Source organism: Streptomyces platensis, assembly GCF_008704855.1.
In the GTDB taxonomy this organism is placed as follows: domain Bacteria; phylum Actinomycetota; class Actinomycetes; order Streptomycetales; family Streptomycetaceae; genus Streptomyces; species Streptomyces platensis.
This window is the reverse complement of sequence record NZ_CP023691.1, coordinates 7,785,036-7,802,337: the sequence shown is the minus strand read 5'-3', so window position 1 is coordinate 7,802,337 and position 17,302 is coordinate 7,785,036. Positions and strand designations below refer to the sequence as shown.

At 69.9% G+C, this 17,302-nt stretch carries 13 protein-coding genes and 1 pseudogene; 4 read left to right on the top strand and 10 right to left on the bottom strand.

Annotated elements, in window-relative coordinates:
* Positions 1-101: 101 nt before the first annotated feature.
* The 7 genes from CP981_RS34420 to CP981_RS34390 form a co-directional block, all read right to left on the bottom strand.
* Positions 102-914, bottom strand: a complete 813-nt coding sequence (locus tag CP981_RS34420; protein ID WP_085922272.1) for a LuxR C-terminal-related transcriptional regulator — start codon at positions 912-914, stop codon at positions 102-104.
* A gap of 699 nt (positions 915-1,613) precedes the next feature.
* A complete protein-coding gene (locus CP981_RS34415; protein ID WP_085922273.1) occupies positions 1,614-1,940 on the bottom strand; it encodes a hypothetical protein in 327 nt (108 codons plus the stop codon).
* A 123-nt stretch (positions 1,941-2,063) separates the two neighbouring features.
* A complete protein-coding gene (locus CP981_RS34410; RefSeq protein WP_085922274.1) occupies positions 2,064-3,044 on the bottom strand; it encodes a D-alanyl-D-alanine carboxypeptidase family protein in 981 nt (326 codons plus the stop codon).
* 310 nt (positions 3,045-3,354) lie between these two features.
* Positions 3,355-5,250 carry an alpha/beta hydrolase family protein gene (locus tag CP981_RS34405; RefSeq protein ID WP_208853021.1) on the bottom strand — a complete coding sequence of 632 codons (1,896 nt, stop codon included), beginning with the start codon at positions 5,248-5,250 and terminating at the stop codon, positions 3,355-3,357.
* Positions 5,243-6,478 (bottom strand): MFS transporter, encoded by a 1,236-nt coding sequence (locus tag CP981_RS34400; RefSeq protein ID WP_085922275.1) that lies wholly within the window; start codon positions 6,476-6,478, stop codon positions 5,243-5,245. The genes CP981_RS34405 and CP981_RS34400 overlap by 8 nt, the downstream gene beginning before the upstream one ends.
* Positions 6,475-7,641, bottom strand: a complete 1,167-nt coding sequence (locus CP981_RS34395) for a cytochrome P450 (RefSeq protein WP_085922276.1) — start codon at positions 7,639-7,641, stop codon at positions 6,475-6,477. The genes CP981_RS34400 and CP981_RS34395 overlap by 4 nt, the downstream gene beginning before the upstream one ends.
* Positions 7,642-7,652: 11 nt before the next feature.
* On the bottom strand, positions 7,653-8,681 hold the full coding sequence (locus CP981_RS34390) for a cytochrome P450 (protein WP_143658799.1): 1,029 nt from the start codon (positions 8,679-8,681) through the stop codon (positions 7,653-7,655).
* Between the two features lie 994 nt (positions 8,682-9,675).
* Here CP981_RS34390 and CP981_RS34385 point away from each other — a divergent pair.
* Together CP981_RS34385 and CP981_RS39005 are read left to right on the top strand one after the other, a co-directional pair.
* Positions 9,676-11,328, top strand: a complete 1,653-nt coding sequence (locus CP981_RS34385) for an APC family permease (protein WP_085922278.1) — start codon at positions 9,676-9,678, stop codon at positions 11,326-11,328.
* A gap of 66 nt (positions 11,329-11,394) precedes the next feature.
* Positions 11,395-11,607 (top strand): annotated as a pseudogene (locus tag CP981_RS39005) (hypothetical protein); the annotation flags it as partial.
* Here CP981_RS39005 and CP981_RS34375 read toward each other — a convergent pair.
* The 3 genes from CP981_RS34375 to CP981_RS37975 form a co-directional block, all read right to left on the bottom strand.
* Positions 11,599-12,774 carry a hypothetical protein gene (locus CP981_RS34375; protein ID WP_085922279.1) on the bottom strand — a complete coding sequence of 392 codons (1,176 nt, stop codon included), beginning with the start codon at positions 12,772-12,774 and terminating at the stop codon, positions 11,599-11,601. The pseudogene CP981_RS39005 and the gene CP981_RS34375 overlap by 9 nt on opposite strands.
* Before the next feature lie 47 nt (positions 12,775-12,821).
* Positions 12,822-13,619 carry a dioxygenase family protein gene (locus CP981_RS34370; protein WP_085922280.1) on the bottom strand — a complete coding sequence of 266 codons (798 nt, stop codon included), beginning with the start codon at positions 13,617-13,619 and terminating at the stop codon, positions 12,822-12,824.
* Between the two features lie 230 nt (positions 13,620-13,849).
* Positions 13,850-14,299, bottom strand: a complete 450-nt coding sequence (locus tag CP981_RS37975; RefSeq protein ID WP_158092603.1) for a helix-turn-helix transcriptional regulator — start codon at positions 14,297-14,299, stop codon at positions 13,850-13,852.
* A 667-nt stretch (positions 14,300-14,966) separates the two neighbouring features.
* Here CP981_RS37975 and CP981_RS34360 point away from each other — a divergent pair.
* On the top strand, positions 14,967-15,878 hold the full coding sequence (locus CP981_RS34360; RefSeq protein ID WP_085922282.1) for a hypothetical protein: 912 nt from the start codon (positions 14,967-14,969) through the stop codon (positions 15,876-15,878).
* Positions 15,879-16,133: 255 nt separating this feature from the next.
* The gene (gene tsaD, locus CP981_RS34355; RefSeq protein ID WP_244329924.1) at positions 16,134-17,255 is read left to right on the top strand and encodes a tRNA (adenosine(37)-N6)-threonylcarbamoyltransferase complex transferase subunit TsaD; all 1,122 of its coding nucleotides are present in this window, start codon (positions 16,134-16,136) and stop codon (positions 17,253-17,255) included.
* Positions 17,256-17,302: the final 47 nt, after the last annotated feature.

Here is a 17,302-nt window from a genome sequence, read left to right as displayed (position 1 = left end):
CTGCATCTGCTGCATCTGCTGATGTGCGTCGGGCCGTTCTTCCCCGAAACCCCAGGAAGACAGGGCAAGAACGGCCCCCTGCGTTTCGTACATCCCGTACGTCAGGATCCCGCCATCACCCCCAGTGGCGCCCGGTACGGCACCACGGGCTCGTGCCCGTTCGCGCGGGCAGCTCCGGACACACTCCCCCGTCCCTTCCCAACCCCACGAGAGGCCGCGTTCACACCCCCCTTCTCCCTACTCCCGTTATCGTTCGTCTGCCCGTTGCCGTTCACACTCGCGGAGGATCCGAGTACGAGCATCGATTTCGCCTTGTTGACCGCATCGATACGGGAAACCGCCCCCAGCTTCTCGAAAACATTCCGCAGATGGCGTTTTACCGTGGACTCGGTGATGGCCAGCCGACTGGCAATCTGACCATTGCTGAGACCCAGTGCCACCTTCTCCATAATCTGCAGTTCCCGCGAGGAAAGACGCGCTTGCGAATCCCGCAGTACAGCCGCCAGACTTTCCTTTGGGACGGCCAGTAAAATCTGGTCGGGATGCCTGCTGACGCTACGGATTGCGGAGACCACTTCTTCCCGGTTGAGGCTCTTCGTCAGAAATCCGCTCACCTGCAGCCGCAGGGCGTGCTCGATGAGCGCAGGGTGATGCAGAGACGTCAGGACAATGCAGTGCGACTCCGGTGACACCTGCCGCAGTCCGGCGATGCGGGAGATGATCTCGCACGGCTCCGTGCCATCCAGGAGGATCACGTCGGGTTTCGTCTTGGCGGCCACATGGATGGCCATCTCGTCATTGGTCACACCGCCAATGACCTCGATGTCGGACTGGGCCGCCAGCGCATGGCACAGCGTTTCCCTGAGCAGGGTCTGATCGTCGACCAAAAGGACAGTAATGCCGTTGATACCCATAATGACGTTCTACCCATCGACTTCTCCCGCGCATACCGTGGGCGTTGTCACATATTTGTTAAGGTGCGCTGGTATTGAGGGCGTACTGTGGCGCGGTTTTCTGTTGTGGCACGGTCCATCGACAGATGGTCTCCGTTCAGCGGCGTCCAACCCTAGCGTGGAGGCGCTCGCACATTTCGTGGATAGTCGCGGATGGTGCGGAGATGACGGCGAGACACTCCCACTGCAGGGTGGGTCAGCGGCTTTCCTCCGCCCGCTCGTTGGCGCATTTCGAGAATCGATGCTCGACGGAGAGCTTCACCTCACGCTGCGCAGTGCCGCAGGAACGGCAGCGCTGCCGAGCTCAGCCAGATTTACACACGCCTGATCCATGGATGCCTTTTGGGTTCCAGCATAGGCAATCTAATGCAGATCAACTGCATTCCTCACGGCCCACCGCGTTCATTAATGTGATGAACAGATGCTCTCACCGAGAATCATGGATTTTCAAGACGTATCGATGCGCATGGCTTGATCGTTGCTCATGCCCGGAGGGGGCGGCCCCACGACTCCGTATCGCCGGGGTGCGTCAAGGCAGGTCAGGAACTGCGGTGGGAGGGCATGACAGGTAGCGCCACTCTCGACCGCGCGTCACAAAACAAGACATCTGCGTATCTTTTTAAGGGCCCTTACCTGCTCGATCCAAGACGGTGGGAGACGTCACCAGGACACGCGCATCCGGGCCAGGCCCCCTGGTGGTCGACAGCGGTGGTGGTGCCGGGTCTCCCGGTCGGTGGCGTTCCACGTTCCACCCGGCCACCAGCCGCCGGTCGGTCTCGCCACAAGGCTCCAGCTCGCGCAGCCGCCGTTCGGATGCTTTGCCAAGGCCCGCGAATGGTTGGCGGGGTTGGCTCCCATGCCGTCGGCGAGGAGCATCTTGTCCTCGTGGCAGCCGCGGGCGATCAGCCAGGACTGGGCCGTGGACGGCAGCGGCAGCATCTGGTGGGTGAACCGGAAGGTGTGCGCTGCCGTGCCAGAACTGCCCACCTCTCCCCAGCCCTCCCCGCCCGACGACCGCCCGGACCAAGATCCGGACCATTTCCGGACCGGCCTTCGTCAGCCGCCTTTCTTCGTGCGGCCCGCTCGGAGCAAGGCCCCGGGGGTGCCCGCTCAGTGGGCGAAGCCCCAGTCGAGCATCTTGGTTGCGTCGTCGAAGCGGCCTTGGTCGTCCTTGAGAATCGCGCCGACCAGGGTGCGGTTGTCCCGCTCGGCGGCAAAAACGAGGGCGTAGCCGGCCTCCGGGCCGCTGCCCGTCTTGATGCCTAGGGCACCGTCGTAGCTGCTCAGCAGCTTGTTGGTGGTGTTCCAGGTGTAGTACCGGATGTGCCCGTTGGCGGCCACGGCCTCGGTCTTGAACTGCTTCTTCTGCACGATGTCGGCGAACACCGGCTTCAGCATCGCGCGCTGGCCGAGCTTGGCCAGGTCGCGGGCGGTGCTGTGGTTGTTGCCCTGCGAGACACCGTCGAAGCTGTCGAAGTTCGTGCCGGTCAGGCCCAGTTGCTGCGCCTCGACGTTCATCTGGTGCACGAAGTCGGCGATCCGCGCCTCCGCGGTGTCCCCCCTGCCGAGATTGTCGGCCAGGGCCATCGCGGCGTCGTCGCCGGACGGGATCAGCAGGGCGTGCAGCAACTGCTCAACGGTCAGCGTGTCGCCGGTCTGGAGGTCGGCGGTGCTGCCGCCGACCTTCTGCACGTAGTCCCGGTACTCCTGCTTCACCGTGATCTGCCGGTTCAGCAACTCCGGATGCTTGAGCACCACCAGGGCCGTCATGATCTTGGTGGTGCTGGCCATGGACACGCTCTCGTCCGCCTTGGCCCCGCCCCACAGCTCCCGCTCCTGGCTGCCGTCGCGGGCGTCCAGCAGGAAGGCGTGGTCGGCGTTGATCTGAGGAGCGTCCTGGACGTTCGCGTCCTGCGCACCGGCGGCCTCGCCCCCCTGCCGCCCGTTCTCGTCCGCGGAGTGCGTGGCATCGGGCGTGGCCGCCTGGGCGAGGCCGCCGGCGCTGATCGGCAGGGCGGCACCGACGAGTGCCACCATCGCGATACGGACTCCGGTGCGGTGTATGCGGTTGGGGCGGGCGTGGGCACCCATAGGGCATCCCTCCTCCCGGCGAGGGACGCCGGTGCATAGTCGTAACTCGGTTCGTGGTGAATCTACTTGCAGGATACGAGCGACGATCAAGCAGGCCACGTCAAAACCACGTGACCGGGTTCATCTCTGGGGAGGTGGGGTGCCCGGCCCGGTGTAGTGGTGCGCTGCATGGTCTGTATGGAGCTCTTCCGGCAGTTGAACTGACGGGTCGGGGCCGGGCCGAGGCGGCGGGGGAACGCCCATCCCCACGCCACTCGCGGACACCCGCCGGACGCGGCGGCCCCTTGCCCTTCACCCGAACTGGCCGATATCAACCGGGCAGATGCGCACAGGCGAACGCGATCGTCGCCCCGATCTGTTTGATGCGTTCGTCGGCGACGAGTGAGCCGTGACCCGCGTCGTAGCGGTATACCTCGTGCTGCTTGCCCAGTGTGGCGAGGCGGTTGACGTAGTTGTCGATCTGGCGGATCGGGCAGCGGGGGTCGTTCTCGCCTGCGATCACCAGGACCGGTGCGGTGACATGGTCCGCGTAGGTGAGAGGGGAGGACGCCCGGTACCGCTCGGGTACTTCGTCGGGCGAGCCGCCGAAGAGTGAGCGGTCGTACGCGCGCAGGGCCTCCATTTCGTCTTCGTAGGCGGCGAAGTAGTCCGCGACCGGCATGGTGCTGATGCCGACGGCCCAGTTGTCCGGGCGGGTGCCGAGGCCCAGCAGGGTGAGGTAGCCGCCCCATGAACGGCCGGACAGGACAAGGCGCTTGGGGGCAGCGAGGCCGCTGGTGACGGCCCATTCGCGGACGGCCTCGATGTCCTCCAGCTCGGTGAGGCCGGGGCGTCCCTCGATCGCGTCGCGCCATCGGGAGCCGTAGCCGGTGGAGCCCCGGTAGTTCACCTGGACGACTGCGAAGCCGTGGTCGACCCAGGCGGCGACCACGGGGTCGAAGGCGTCGTCGTCGTAACCGATCGGGCCGCCGTGTACCTCGAAGACGCACGGGAGGGGGCCGTCGGCGCCCGGGGGACGGGAGATCAGGGCGTGGATACGGCCGCCGGGGCCGTCGACCCAGGCGTCGGTGACCGGGACGGAGGGCGGGGCCGTCGGTCCCGGCGGGGCCAGCACGGTGCCGCCGGAGGTGGACCTGACGACCGGCGGGTGTGCGGCGCTCGACCAGGCGAACTCCACGGTGCCGTCGGGACGTGTCCCGGCACCTCTGATCACGCCCTTGGGGGTGTCCAGTCGGATCAGGCCGCCGGCTTCCGCGGTGTTGAGGTCCAGTCGGTAGAGCTCGTCGCGGGCGTGGTGGGTATGCCAGATCAGCAAGGCCGAGCCGTCCTGGTACCAGGCGGCGCTGACCTCGCCGGGCAGGTCGAGGGCGATCTCGCGCTGCTCGCCGGTGGCGATGTCCAGGATCATGGGCTCGGGCCTGCTGTGGCGCTCGTGCTCGATGAGCAGTCTGTTGTCGCCGGGGACCGGGGAGAACGCCATTCCGCCGAGGCCCTTGCCCGGGCCGTCCCAGATGCCGCCGAGGCCGCGCCCCGCACCGTCCCACAGGTCCGCGACCACCGTGCCGTCCAGGCGCAGTACGCGCACCGCCTTGTGCCGGCTGTCGCCGTGTTCGCTGTGGCCGATCGCGACGAGGGTGTCGTCCGCGGACATGGCCCCGACGTGGGCGTCCGAGGGGTGGGTGTAGAGCGTCCGTGGTGCGGTTCCCGGGCGGCAGACGTGGATGGTGGTGCCGCCGGACGTGGTGGTACCACCGGTCATGGTGGTACCGCCGGTCGTAGTCGTACCGCCGGTCGTAGTCGTACCGCCCGTCATCGTGGTGCCGATTACGGCGAGGCCGTTCGTGCCGAGGGCCAGTCCGGCCTGGTGGGCGGGGCCCAGAGCGGGCACGGCGGGTTCGTCGTGGTCACCGCCGAACGGTCGGCGCATCCAGACGCCGCGTTCGTCCCCGTCGGTATCGGCGAACCACCACACCCAGGCGCCGGCCGGGTCGAGAAAGCCCAGGGCGGTGCCGTGGGGGCGGTCGGTGAGCCTGCGTCGTGCGTCGCTCGCCCGGTCCCACTCGTACAACTCCCATGTACCGGTGGCGTTCGACCGGTAGACGCAGCGGTCGGGAGCATCACGCGCCCAGCGGGGCACCGTCACATGGGCGACTCCGATGCGTGCCTTCCATCGCTCCTCATCGGTCCCGCCACCCGTCTCAGCCACTGACGACTCCGTCCGCACTCCTGGGACTCCACTTCTCGGTGTCGAACACCGCGCCACGCAGCAGCAGGACGACGGCGAACAGGCCGGCCACCGCCCCCGCGCAGATCACGGCGCTCGGACTGAACAGCTCGGCCACCGCGCCACCCGCGGCGAAGCCGAGCCCCTGCCAGAACATGAGCCCGGCCGTCTGGAGGCTGAGCGTCCTGGCCCGCAGTTCCTCGGGCACCACCTGGAGCAGCAGCCGGTCCTGGCCGAGCTGGGTGCTGAACCCCAGGCCGCACGCGAACAGCACAGCGATCGCGGGCACCAGGCCCGGGCGGAGCGCGAAGAGCAGCATGGGCGCGAACACCAGCAGGGCGGCCGGCCCGATCATGCGGATCTGCCGTTCCTTCGGGACCAGCCAGTTGGTGAGGACTTCGCCCGCCACGGTCCCCAGCGGGATCGCGGTGAGCAGCAGGCCCGCGGCGGTCGCCCCTCCCCCGAGCCCGGCGGTGTACGGCACCGCCAGGGCTTCCGGGATCACTCCCAGTGCGGGGACCGCCCAGCCGAGGAGCAGCGTGCGGCGTACGGCCGGAACCCGCATCACCGCGCCGATCCCGTTGAGGGAGTCGCGCAGCAGAGAAGTCCGCCCGGTGGTGCCGTCGTCGGGGTGCAGCCTTCGTTCCTTGGTGCCCAGCCGCAGTACGAGGGCCGAGAAGAGGAAGCAGCCGGCGTTGATGAGCAGCATCACCTGCGGCGAGAAGGCCGCCATCAGCAGGCCGCCGACCGCGAATCCGCCCAGCTGTGCGCCCTGGGCGACCAGTCGCATGAGGCTGCGGCCCGGCACGTACGCGTCGCCGGGGAGTACGTCGGGCAGGGTGGCCGCGCGGGCGCCGGAGAACACCGGCTCGATCAGGCCAAGGGCGAAGGCCAGCGCCAGTACGGCGGCCACCGGGGTGCCGGACAGCGAGATGACGAGGACGAGCCCCGCGGAGAGCAGATTGCAGCAGACCAGCAGCCGCCGGGCCGGGAGCCGGTCGATGAGCGCGGACAGCAGGGTGCCCGCGATCAGATGCGGTGCGAGGACCAGCGCGAAGACCAGCGCGGACAGCAGCGACGAGCCGGTGCGGGAGTAGACGAGCATCGCCAGCGCGAAATTCGCGGTGACCGCTCCGACCATGGAGACGATATGTGCCGTGAAAATCGCGCGGAATTCGCGTATGCCCAGCGCAGTGCGGTACCTGCTCATTTACCGAGTTCCAGGGGAAGTTCTGCGAGGGTGCGGACGGTGGCGAGTTTCTTGTGTACGGCGGGCCCGGCCGGCTTGAGTGTCGTGCCACGCTCCACGAGTACGGTCAGCAACTCCCGCAGGAGCAGATGGGCGAGCAGCGATCCGGTGCAGGCGTGGGCGCCGTAGCCGAAGGTGAGATGGTGGTTCGGCCACCGGTCGAGCCGTACCGTGTCGGGGGCATCGAATTGCTCGGGGTCGCGGTTGGCGGCGGCGAAGAGCATCAGCATTCCCTGGCCGCGGCGCACCTTTACGCCGTTGAATTCGAGGTCCCGGACGGCCAGGCGGGTGGTTCCCTGGATGGGCGCCTCGTAACGGAAGAACTCATGCGGCGCCCGGTCGATCGCCTCGGGGCTGCCGAGCTGGTCGGCAAGGAGGCTCGGATCCCTGGACAGCAGGTTCAGCGCGTTGCCGAGGGAGGCCGGTACGGCGGTGAAGCCGTTGACGACCAGGGTGCGCAGCGAGTTCATCGCGATATGGCGTGGGACGCCGGCGGCCAAGGCATTGGCCACCAGTACGCGGATGGGGTGGCCCGCGTCCATCCCGGTCACCCAGTCCTCGATCATCGCGGCCAGTTGACGCTGTGCCGCGACGCCCGGCTCCCTGGCTGCCGGGTTGAGGCCGGAGTCCATGGCCTGGGTGATGGCTTCGGCCATCGGCCGCACGGTGGTCAGGTCGAAGGGCGGAACGCCGATGGCCTCAGGGATGAACCAGCGGGCCAGCGGCTCGGTGAATTCGGTGATCGCGTTGAAGGGCCCGTCCGGCCGCTCGTCGAGCATGGCCGCGATGTGGTCCCTGGTGCGGGCGGCGAGGCCGTCCGAGGCCATGTCCCGCAGGGAGTTGGCGAGCACTCCGTAGATCGCGGTGTGGTCGGGCGGGTCGATGGTGTGGACATCCAGCGCGGGGTCGGGGACGGTCTCACCGGCCCGCCGCCAGTCGGCCGCGAAGTTCTCGTGATCCAGGAGGACTTGGCGGCAGTCCCGGTACGAGGTGAGCACCCAGCTGTCGAGCTTCTGGCTCCACACGGGTGCGCCGGCCGCCCGCAGGGACGCGTACACCGGATAGGGGTCGAGCAGGGTGTCCGGGTCGAGTGGGTGGTATTCGACTGCGGCGTCAGTGGTCATGGCTCTCACTCTCAGCGTTCGGGCTCAGCGTTCTGGAACGTGACGGGCAGCCGGTCCGGGTAGCGCAGGGTGGCCCGCGGCACCCTGACGGGCGGGGCGGCGAGACGCGGGGGCGCGGGGGCGGCCAGCAGCTCCTGGACGAGGGCCCTGATGATGATCCGGGCGAGGAGGGCGCCCGAGCAGGCATGCGGGCCCCAGCCCAGGGAGAGATGCCGGTTGGGGTGCCGGTCGAGCAGCAACTCGTCGGGGGCCGCGAACCGTTCGGGGTCGCGGTTGGCGGCGCCGAACAGCGCCAGCACCAGCCGGCCGCGCTCCACGGTGACGCCGTCGATCGTTGTGGTTTCGACACAGGCGCGGGTGGTGCCCTGAACCGGTCCGTCGTACCGGAGGAGTTCCTCCACTCCGGAATCCAGCAGGGCCGGGTCACGCAGGCGTTCCAGCGCGCCGGGATGTTCGAGGAGGGCGAGCACGGCGTTGGCGGCCGCGCCGACAGTGGTACTGAATCCGGCCAGGAAGAGCACCCGGACGTTGTTCCACACCGCGTCTTCCGTGACGCCCGCGGCGCCCGCGCCGTGGAGGACCTGGGTGAGCAGGCCCGGCCGGCGGTGCGCGGTGAACCACTCGGCCATGAGCGCGTTGATCCGGCCGCGGGCCGCCATCGCCGGTTCCAGTACCTCCGGCAGCAGGCCGGCGTCCATGCCGCGTACGAGCGCGTCGGACAGCTCGGCGAACGCGGCGACCGGCGGGGGCTCCACGCCGAGCAGCCGGCATACCGCCTGGAGCGCCACCGGACGGGCCACTTCGGCGGTGAAGTCGAAGGACGGCGCGTCGGCCAGCTGCTCGAAGACCGCGGCCGTGTCCCGGACCGCGAAGGCCGCGATCGCGTCGAGATCCTGGTCGCGCAAGGCCGTGGTGAACAGCCGGCGGACCGGTGTGTGGTCGGGCGGATCGAGTTCCTGCATGCTCAGGGCCGCGGTGGGTGGCGCCTCATGCCCCGCCCGGCGCCAGTCGCTGGCGAATACGTCCACCTCGCTGAGCACGCGGTGACAATCCGAGTAACGCGTCACGATCCACGAGCCGAAACGCTCACTCCAAAACACCGGCGTATTCTTCCGCAGCCGCTCATAGACGGGATACGGATCGGCCACCGTGGCCGCGTCAAGCGGATCGTAGTCAGACACATTCCGTCCTGAGCGAGTGAGACGAACACGAGGGCTACACACATCAAAAGTCGCGCGGGCCGGGGCCCAGTGACCCCGGCCGACGCCTCATATACCTCAGTACGCGTAACGCATAATGGCACCCCCTTGCCGTAGCGCAACGGCCCATTGAAACGGAATCCGGAAATCCGCGAAGGGGAATCAGAATTTCCGTTCCCAAGGGCAACCGGCGAACTCCCGCCGGACACCAGGACTCTATTCACACAGGAATTCGCCGCACGAGCTGCCCGACATGGCCGAAATGGTGGGTTGCTGAAGTAGGGGCGACTTTGAGCCTTCGGCAAAGCCCACCAAAGGGGTGCACATCGGCGTCAAAACGTGACTCACATCACGGGAGGGAGTGGCGTTTCTCGGCCACTGAGGCCGAATAGCGCTTACGGAATGAGGAATTCGGCCTTGGGAAAATACTGCGGTTTAACGATCTCCGCGACCGTACGGTGGTATCCGTCGGAGACCCGGGCGATGGCCCCGTCGTCGGCCCGGTGGGACTGACCCCTGAATTTGATGTTGCACCGCGCCCCCTCGCGCGATCATGCCCGCCCCTACGGACAAGCGCCCCTCCACCCCCAGCTGTGACGCGTCTCATGCGGTGATCTCCCGGGCCGCCGATGAGTGGCGGCCGGGGAGTGAACGGGCCGCGCGTGCGGGGCCGTTGGGCCGGGGATTGTGGTCTGCCGGGGCCCAGCCGGGCGATGTTCTGGCAGCTCAGCGGCGTTCTCGAGGGTTGGCCGGAAATAAGGTGGTCGGCGGCAGACGAGAGCGGCCCCGCCGATGTGCGGGGGTATGCGCACCACCAGGACGGACAACACTTCCCATGGATATGAGCGCCGGCGAGCGCAAGGGGCTCAGCCTCTTCGCCCTCATCATGATCGGCATCGGTTCGATCTTCGGCTCCGGCTGGCTCTTCGGGGCCGGCTCCGCTGCCCAGGTGGCGGGCCCGGCGGCGCTGGTCGCCTGGGTGATCGGCGTCATCTTCATCGGGATGATCGCGATGTCGTACGCGGAGGTCGGTTCGGCCTACCCGATCCCCGGCGGTATGGCCCGCTACGGGCACCTCTCGCACGGTCCGGTTCTCGGCTTCCTCACGGGCTGGGCGGTGTGGATCGCGACCGCCTCGCTGATCCCGATCGAGTCGATCGCGGCCACCCAGTACATGACGTCCTGGAGCTTCGGCTGGGCGAAGGGCCTGGTCGATCCGGCCACCCACCAGCTGACTCTCTCCGGCACGGCGGTCTCGCTGGTTCTGACCCTCGCGCTCTGGCTGACCTGCTTCTGGTCGGTCCAGCTGCTGGCCCGCGCCAACACCGTGCTCACCCTGGTCAAGTTCGCCATCCCGGTGCTGGCGGTGCTCGCCCTGGTCGGGTCCGGCTTCCACACCTCGAACTTCACCGACCACGGCGGCTTCGCCCCGTACGGCTGGCCGGCCGTGCTCACCGCCGTCACCACCTGCGGTGTGGTCTTCGCCTTCAACGGATTCCAGGCCGTGGTCAACCTCGGCGGGGCCGCGAAGAACCCGGGCCGGGCCATTCCGGTCGCGCTCATCGGTGCGCTCGCACTGGGCCTGGTGATCTACACGGCGCTCCAGGTCGCGTACCTGGGGTCGGTGCCGCCCGAGCTGCTGGAGCGGTCCGGCGGGTGGCAGGGCGTGAACCTCAACTCGCCGTTCGCCGACCTGGCGGGGCTGTTGATGCTGCACTGGGTGGTCACCATGCTCCAGTTCGGCGCGTTCATCTCGCCGGCCGGGTCCAACATCGCCAATGTCGCCTCGGCCGCGTACATGGTGACCAACCTGGCCGAGACCGGGTTCTTCCCCCGGAAGCTGGCGGCCGTGCACCCCCGCTACGGCACCGCCCGCCCCGCGATGTGGCTCAACCTCGCCTTCTCCGTCGTGCTGCTGCTCACCGTCGGCCGCAGCTGGCAGGCGCTGGCCGGTGTGGTCTCGGCGGCCATGGTCATCTCGTATCTGATCGGCCCGATCGCGGTGGGCGTGCTGCGGCGAACCCGCCCGGAGCTGCCCCGCCCCTTCCGGCTGCCGGCCGCCGGGGTGCTGTGCCCGGTCACCTTCGCCTTCGCCGCCTGCGCGCTGTACTGGTCGAAGTGGCCGGAGACCGGAAAGATCACCGTGCTGACGCTGGTGGCGGCACCGATCGCGGCCGTGGTGCTGTGGCGCCGCGGTGAGCGGCAGCTGCTGCGGCAGTTCGCGCCGGCCTGGTGGATGATCGCCTTCCTGGTGTGGACGGCCACGGTGTCCGCGCTGGGCGGCGAGGAGTTCGGCGGCCGGGGCGTCCTCCCCGGCGTACTCGGCACCGCCCTGATCGCGGTCACCGCCCCGGTCTTCTACTTCTGGGCCGTGCGCTCCGGGGTCAAGGCCCACGAACGCGGCCTGACCAGCGATCCGACCCCCGCGGAAACCGCCCCGAGCTCCACTGTCACCCCCGACGACGCCCGCCCGATGGCGTCCGTCTAAGACACCTCGCCGGGTCCGGGGCACGCTCGGGCCCGGTGTCATATCTCCTCTCAGCGCCGGTCCATCCGGGCCGGCTCCAAGATCACCATGAAGATCGACCTGGACGGGGTCAAGGGCGGCCAGGGCATCACCGGTGTCCAGTCCAAGACGGTCTCCTTCACCATCGGGCGCTGGCAGGTCTCCACCGTCGACATGAACACCCAGACCATGACGGTCAAGCGCGACGGCAAGCCCCTCAAGAACGTCCCGATCTCCGGCGGCAGCCGTCGGCTACCTACGGGACGTGCCCGGGAAGCGGGTGACGGCCGGGACGAGGTCGCCGTGGGTGGCGATACCCGCGGCCCACAGTTGGGAACTCTTCGGGACGGTCGTGAATCCGCGGACGACGATGCCTGGGCCAGTGGTTTGCTGCCACTTGGCCGGTGCGTTCCATTGCAGGGCCACGGGAGCGCTCCCCTTCCCGCCCACCGCCCGCAGCGTGCCGTCCGCGGCCCGGCCCACGGCACGCAGCCGGCCGTCCGGGACGTCGGGAGTCGTGGTCGTGGTCCACTTCGTGCCGTCCCAGTGGACCGCGTACGGGCGCTCGGAGCCGTCGGTCGCGCTGCCGCCGACCGCCCAGATGTCATCGGCAGCGAGCGCGGTGGTGCCGGTCAGCCAGTGGTGGGCGCCTGCCGGGTCAGGAGCGCTGATCTTCTTCCAGGCGGTGCCGTCCCAGTGCAGCAACAGAGCGGTCTGAGGCGTCTTCTCGTCCGCTGTGTACGACGTGCCCACGGCCCATACGTCATCGGCGGCGACAACCGTCACCGCGCTCAGCTCACCGATGCCCACGTCGGGCAAGGTCTGTCGCTTCCACGACGTGCCGTCCCACAGCTGGATGGCCGGCACACCGTCCTTGACCGAGCGGGACATGGCCCGCCCCACCGTCCATGCCCGACCCCCGGGCGCTGTCGCCACGGCGTCCGGGACGACCCGGCCTGCCGGATCCCGGTCCAGGGGACGGGTGGTCCAGCTGCTGCCGTCCCAGTGTTCCGTCGCGGAACCGACCGCCCAGATGTCGCCGGCCGACCGGACGGCGAGGGCCTGCGGAAAGCTGTTCGCCGGCAGCGTGGACTCCTGCGTCCAGGTGGCCCCGTTCCAGCGCAGGGCGACCGCGTCGAGGGCGGTGGCGCTCTTCAGCCGGTAGCCCACGGCCCACGCCTGGGTGTCACCGAGTGCGGCGATGGCGGTCAGATCGCCCTTCGCCACGGGTACCGGCGTGCGCTGCCATGTGCCTGCGTGCGCAGCCACTACAGGTGTCGCGGGCGCGGCCGACGCGGCGGGGTCGCCGGCCAGGGCGGCCAGACCGACGGGTGCGGCGACAGCGGCGGCGGCGAGCGCAACGAGCAGGGGCGCCCGGCGGCGCCTCGGCTCCGGTGCCGGGGTGGTGGATGGGTGCGAGGGCGTCATGGAGTCCTCCGTCGGGTGGGGAGTCATGGGCGGTGGTCGGCAGGGGCTCAGGCGGTGGTTTTGAGGACGAAGTCGAAGGTGCCGGAGTAGCCCCCGCCGGGCCGCGCGGTGAGTGCGATGGTGCAGGCGCGGTTGCGCAGCCGGTCCGCGGCGTTGAGGGCGGCGAAGTCCCGGCCGTACGCCTCGGTGTCGTCGGGGAAATACAGCTGGGTGACCAGGACGGGACTCCCGGGAGCCTGGACCTGGGTGTGGATATGCGGTGCCCGCTGCCCCCAACGGCCCCAGTAGTCACGGGGGATGATGGTCCGGAGCAGGTAGGCGCCCCGGTTGTTGGTGTACTGGTGGCCGCGGAGGGCGAATCCCGAGGTGTCGTAATCACCGTTCTGGTCGCACTGCCAGAATTCGAGGAGGGTGCCCGGCAGCGGGGTGCAGGCGGTGTCGTAGACGACGCCGGCGAGGTCGACCCGCACCCCCTGGGTGCCGGGCGTGACGACATCACCGCGCTCGGGGGAGGCGGGCTTGAAGAGCGGGCCTTCGATGGAAGCCGGGGTCTCCTGGCCCGAGCAGGCGGGCGTGACGGGCTTCGTGAGCCCTGCGGGGCGCATCCGTGACGGCTGCTCCGGCGCGGCGGCCGGTACCGGCTGCTGCGCCGAGGCGGCCGAGGTCGCCACAGCGGTGACCGTCGCCGCCAGGGCCGCGGACGTCACACCCGCGGAAGTGGTCCTGAGGAACGCCCTTCGGGAGGTGCCCTGCTTGCCGTCCGTTGTGTCCGGGACGTGCAGGGCGTCCGGGCGCCGGGCGCCGCCGTGGGCGTCCGGCGCCTTCGCTTCGTCGTCGTACCGCATTGCGCCTCCAGGTGGAATCGGCGTCGAGTCGGGCATCGGCTGCAACTCGGTGGGCGGGGCTCCCCGGCGGGAAGGAAGCCGCAGGGTCCGGCAGCCCCGGAGCGCCCCGTTCCGCACAGTTTCCGGGGCCGCGCCGTTCCGTACACGGATCGGATGACCGGTGACTTGCGCGCGTAACGAAACCGCGGGGCCGCCGGGCCCCGTCGCCACCGATCAGCAGGCGCAGGGCGTCACCGAGCGGGCCGAGGGTTCCGCCCGGTGATCCACAGGGCGATCTGCGTGCGGGTACGAAGCCCCGACTTGTCGCGGACCCGGTCGAGATGGCCGCCCACGGTGCTCGGGGAAAGGCCCAGGTGCGTGGCGATCTGCCGGTTGGTCAGGCCCTCGGCGACCAGTCGGGCGACCGCCGCCTCCCGAGCGGTCAACGCCGGCCCGGCGCCCGGGTATCCGTAATCGATCCCCGCCCGGCTGCCGCGCTCGCCGACCCCGAGGGCGACCGCCACGGCCTGCGGCAGGAGCTCGCCGTCACGGAGCGAGGCCAGCTCGACCAGCTGGGCGCGTCCCGGGCGGCCGTTGCGCATCCGGCTCGCGAGCTCCAGCGCGAGCCGGGTCTTGCCGACCCCGCCGGGACCGACCAGGGTCAGCAGACGGGAGGAACGCAACAGAGTGCGCAGGCGCACCAGTTCACGCTCCCGTCCGATGAACTCGTCGAGTGGCTGCGGCAATCCGTGGCGCGGCCGGTCCGCCGTACCGTCCGGTGGCTTCCTGGCGTCTTGCCGGCCGGCATCCTGACTGCCAACGCCTTGCCGACCGGTGCGCTGCCGGAACGCGCGTTGCCGGCAGGCGCCGGAACAGTAGCGGGCGGGCCGCCCGCCCCGGTCCTTGCCGTCTCGCGCGCGTGGGGTGGTGGAGCGCAGCTCGATGCCGCACGTCTCACACGTCCGCGTGATGGTCACCCACGGCATCCTTCCGCAACTCCGGGAACCGGCCTGAGACGCCTTCGTCACACCGGGGTGCCTCCTGCACGCCCGCTTCCGGAAGGACGGCCGCCGGCGAACACCGCCCCGGCATCGAGCCGCGGCCTGCGGCGCCGAGCCGCAGTCGCTCCCACCAGCGGAGACGGGCCGTACCGGAATTCCACGAACCGTTTCTCCGAAATCCCCGTCTTACCCTCCAGCAGGCCGGAACGCCCTTGCTCCGGCGGTGCAGGGACCCCTTGGCTCCGAGATCCGGGCCGGCTCTCCGCGCACCGCTCCCCCGGTAACCCGTGCATACGAAAGGTCGCCGCCGCCCGGTGTTGTGTCCCGGGCCGGCGCGTGGCCGCACGTCACAAAAAGGAGTGTGGCTATGGCAGATTCCCCGAAGCCGCAGGCGGGAGCCCCCTGCGGAGACGCCTCCCCGCTTGCCGACTCCCGCGGGGGCCCGGCCGCGCCGGACTCGGACTCCCCCGGACCGTCTGCTCCCCGCCCCAGGCCGCCCCGCAACGGCCTCGGCATCGCCGCCCTCACCTTCGCCGCCCTGGGCCTTCTCCTCCTCGCGACCCTCGGCGTCGTCGGCGCGGCCGGCCCCGCCCGGATCCTGTTCTGGGTGGCGGGGTTGTTCGTCACCACCGCGCTGGTCCTGGGGCTTCTCGGGGCCCGGCGGGCGAAGCAGGGTTACGCCGGCCACCGGGCCAAGTGCGTGACCGGCGCGGTCCTTGGCGGGCTGGCCACCGTGTGGTGCCTCAATGGCGCCGTGGCCGTCGCTGACCCTCTCCACCAAGTCTCCTGCCGACCGTCCCAGCCGCAATCAAAGACCTCCGCGGCAACCGGTAGCAGCCCGGCGAGCTTCCACACCACCTACTGCTTCAAGAACGGGGTCCAGGCGACGGTCTCGGCACCCAAGCCCTACACCCCCCGCCAGATGAAGCACGACTGGGAACGCGGATACACACCGGGCAACCGCACCGTGGCCGTTGAGGTCACGATCCGCAACGGCTCAACCAACGTGGTGGATCTGGCGGAGTTCTTCGGCATCGCGGCCAAGGACGCCAACGGGCGCACGGCCGAAGCCGTCTTCGAAGGGGACGACCACTCCCGCGGCCTGGGCAAGACACTGCTGCTCCCCGGAATGACAAAGGTGGTCACTCAGGGATTCGCCCTGCCCCCGAACGCGTCGAAGAGCATGGCGGTGGAGGTGAGCCTGGCCCTGGCCTCAGACAGAAGGGCAGTGTGGAGCGGCCCGGACGAAAGCGCGTGGTGGAGCGGGCGCGTGCGCTGATCGGAGCGCGGGCCTCGTCACTGTGGTGGAGCCTCAACTGTCGGATGGGCGGGGGCCGTACGTCCGGTGGGCCTGGCCGCCAAGCCAGCGCAGGACTTCGCCCTGAGAGGCGCAGACCCCACTCAGATGGGTGGCCTGTACCCCCGCGCGCCATCAGGGCCCACGGGCACGGAGCAGCCTTATTGCATACCCTTCGCAATAACGAAACCTTGGCAATAGCCGGGGTCGCGGTGCGCGAGAAGGGAACGGAACGGCATGCAGGGAACGCCCGTGGTGTTGGGCATCGAATCGTCCTGTGACGAGACAGGGGTGGGGCTGGTGCGCGACGGCCGGCTGCTGGGGCATGCCGTGGCGTCGAGCATGGCGGAGCACGCCCGGTTCGGTGGGGTGGTGCCGGAGATCGCGGCCCGTGCCCATGTCCACGTGTTCACTCCGGTCGTGCACCGGGCGCTGGCGGAGGCCGGGTTGCGGATGTCCGACATCGGGGCAGTTGCGGTGACCACCGGGCCGGGGCTCTCCGGCGCGCTTCAGGTCGGGCTGGCCGGTGCGAAGGGGCTGGCGTATGCGCTGGGCGTTCCGCTGTACGGCGTGCACCACTTGGCGGGGCATGTCGCCGCCGACACCTTGGCGCACGGACCGCTGCCCGACCCCTGCGTGGTGCTGATCGTCTCCGGCGGCCACACCTCGCTGCTGCTCGTCCGCGATCTGGCCCGCGATCCGATCGTGCACCTCGGCGACACCCTCGACGACGCGGCGGGCGAGTGCTTCGACAAGGTGGCGCGGGTCTTCGGGCTGCCGTATCCCGGCGGGCCGGCCATCGACCGGGCGGCGCGCGGAGGCGACGCCCGCGCGGTCGCTTTCCCACGGCCGCTCACCGGGCCGCGTGATGACCCGTACGCCTTCTCGTTCTCCGGGCTGAAGACCGCCGCGGCACGGTGGGCGGAGCGGCATCGAGGGCAGGCCCTGCCGGTGGCCGACGGCGCTGCCGCGCTTCAGGAGGCGATCGCCGATGTGCTGACCCGCAAGGCGGTCGCCGCCTGCACCGCTCACGGCGTCGGCACCCTCGTCGTGGTCGGCGGGGTCGCCGCCAACTCCCGGGTGCGGGCGCTGGCGGAGGAACGGTGCGCGGCGGCCGGCCTCACTCTGCGCGTCCCGCCGCTGAAGCTGTGCACCGACAACGGCGCCATGATCGCCGCCATCGGGGATCTCCTGGTCCGGGCGGGCGCCGCACCCGCGCCGCTCGATGTCTCGATCGACCCGTCGGCGCCCCTGGAGTACGCGGCACTCCATCCGGTCGCCCGCCCCCTCACGGGACAGGCCGGGGATGTCGCCCCTCCCCGTGCGCGACCGGAGAACGCGATAGCGCACCGCAGCTGAACGGGGCCGGGGCGCCCGGCGCCGGCTTGCTCGCCGGGCGCCCCGTG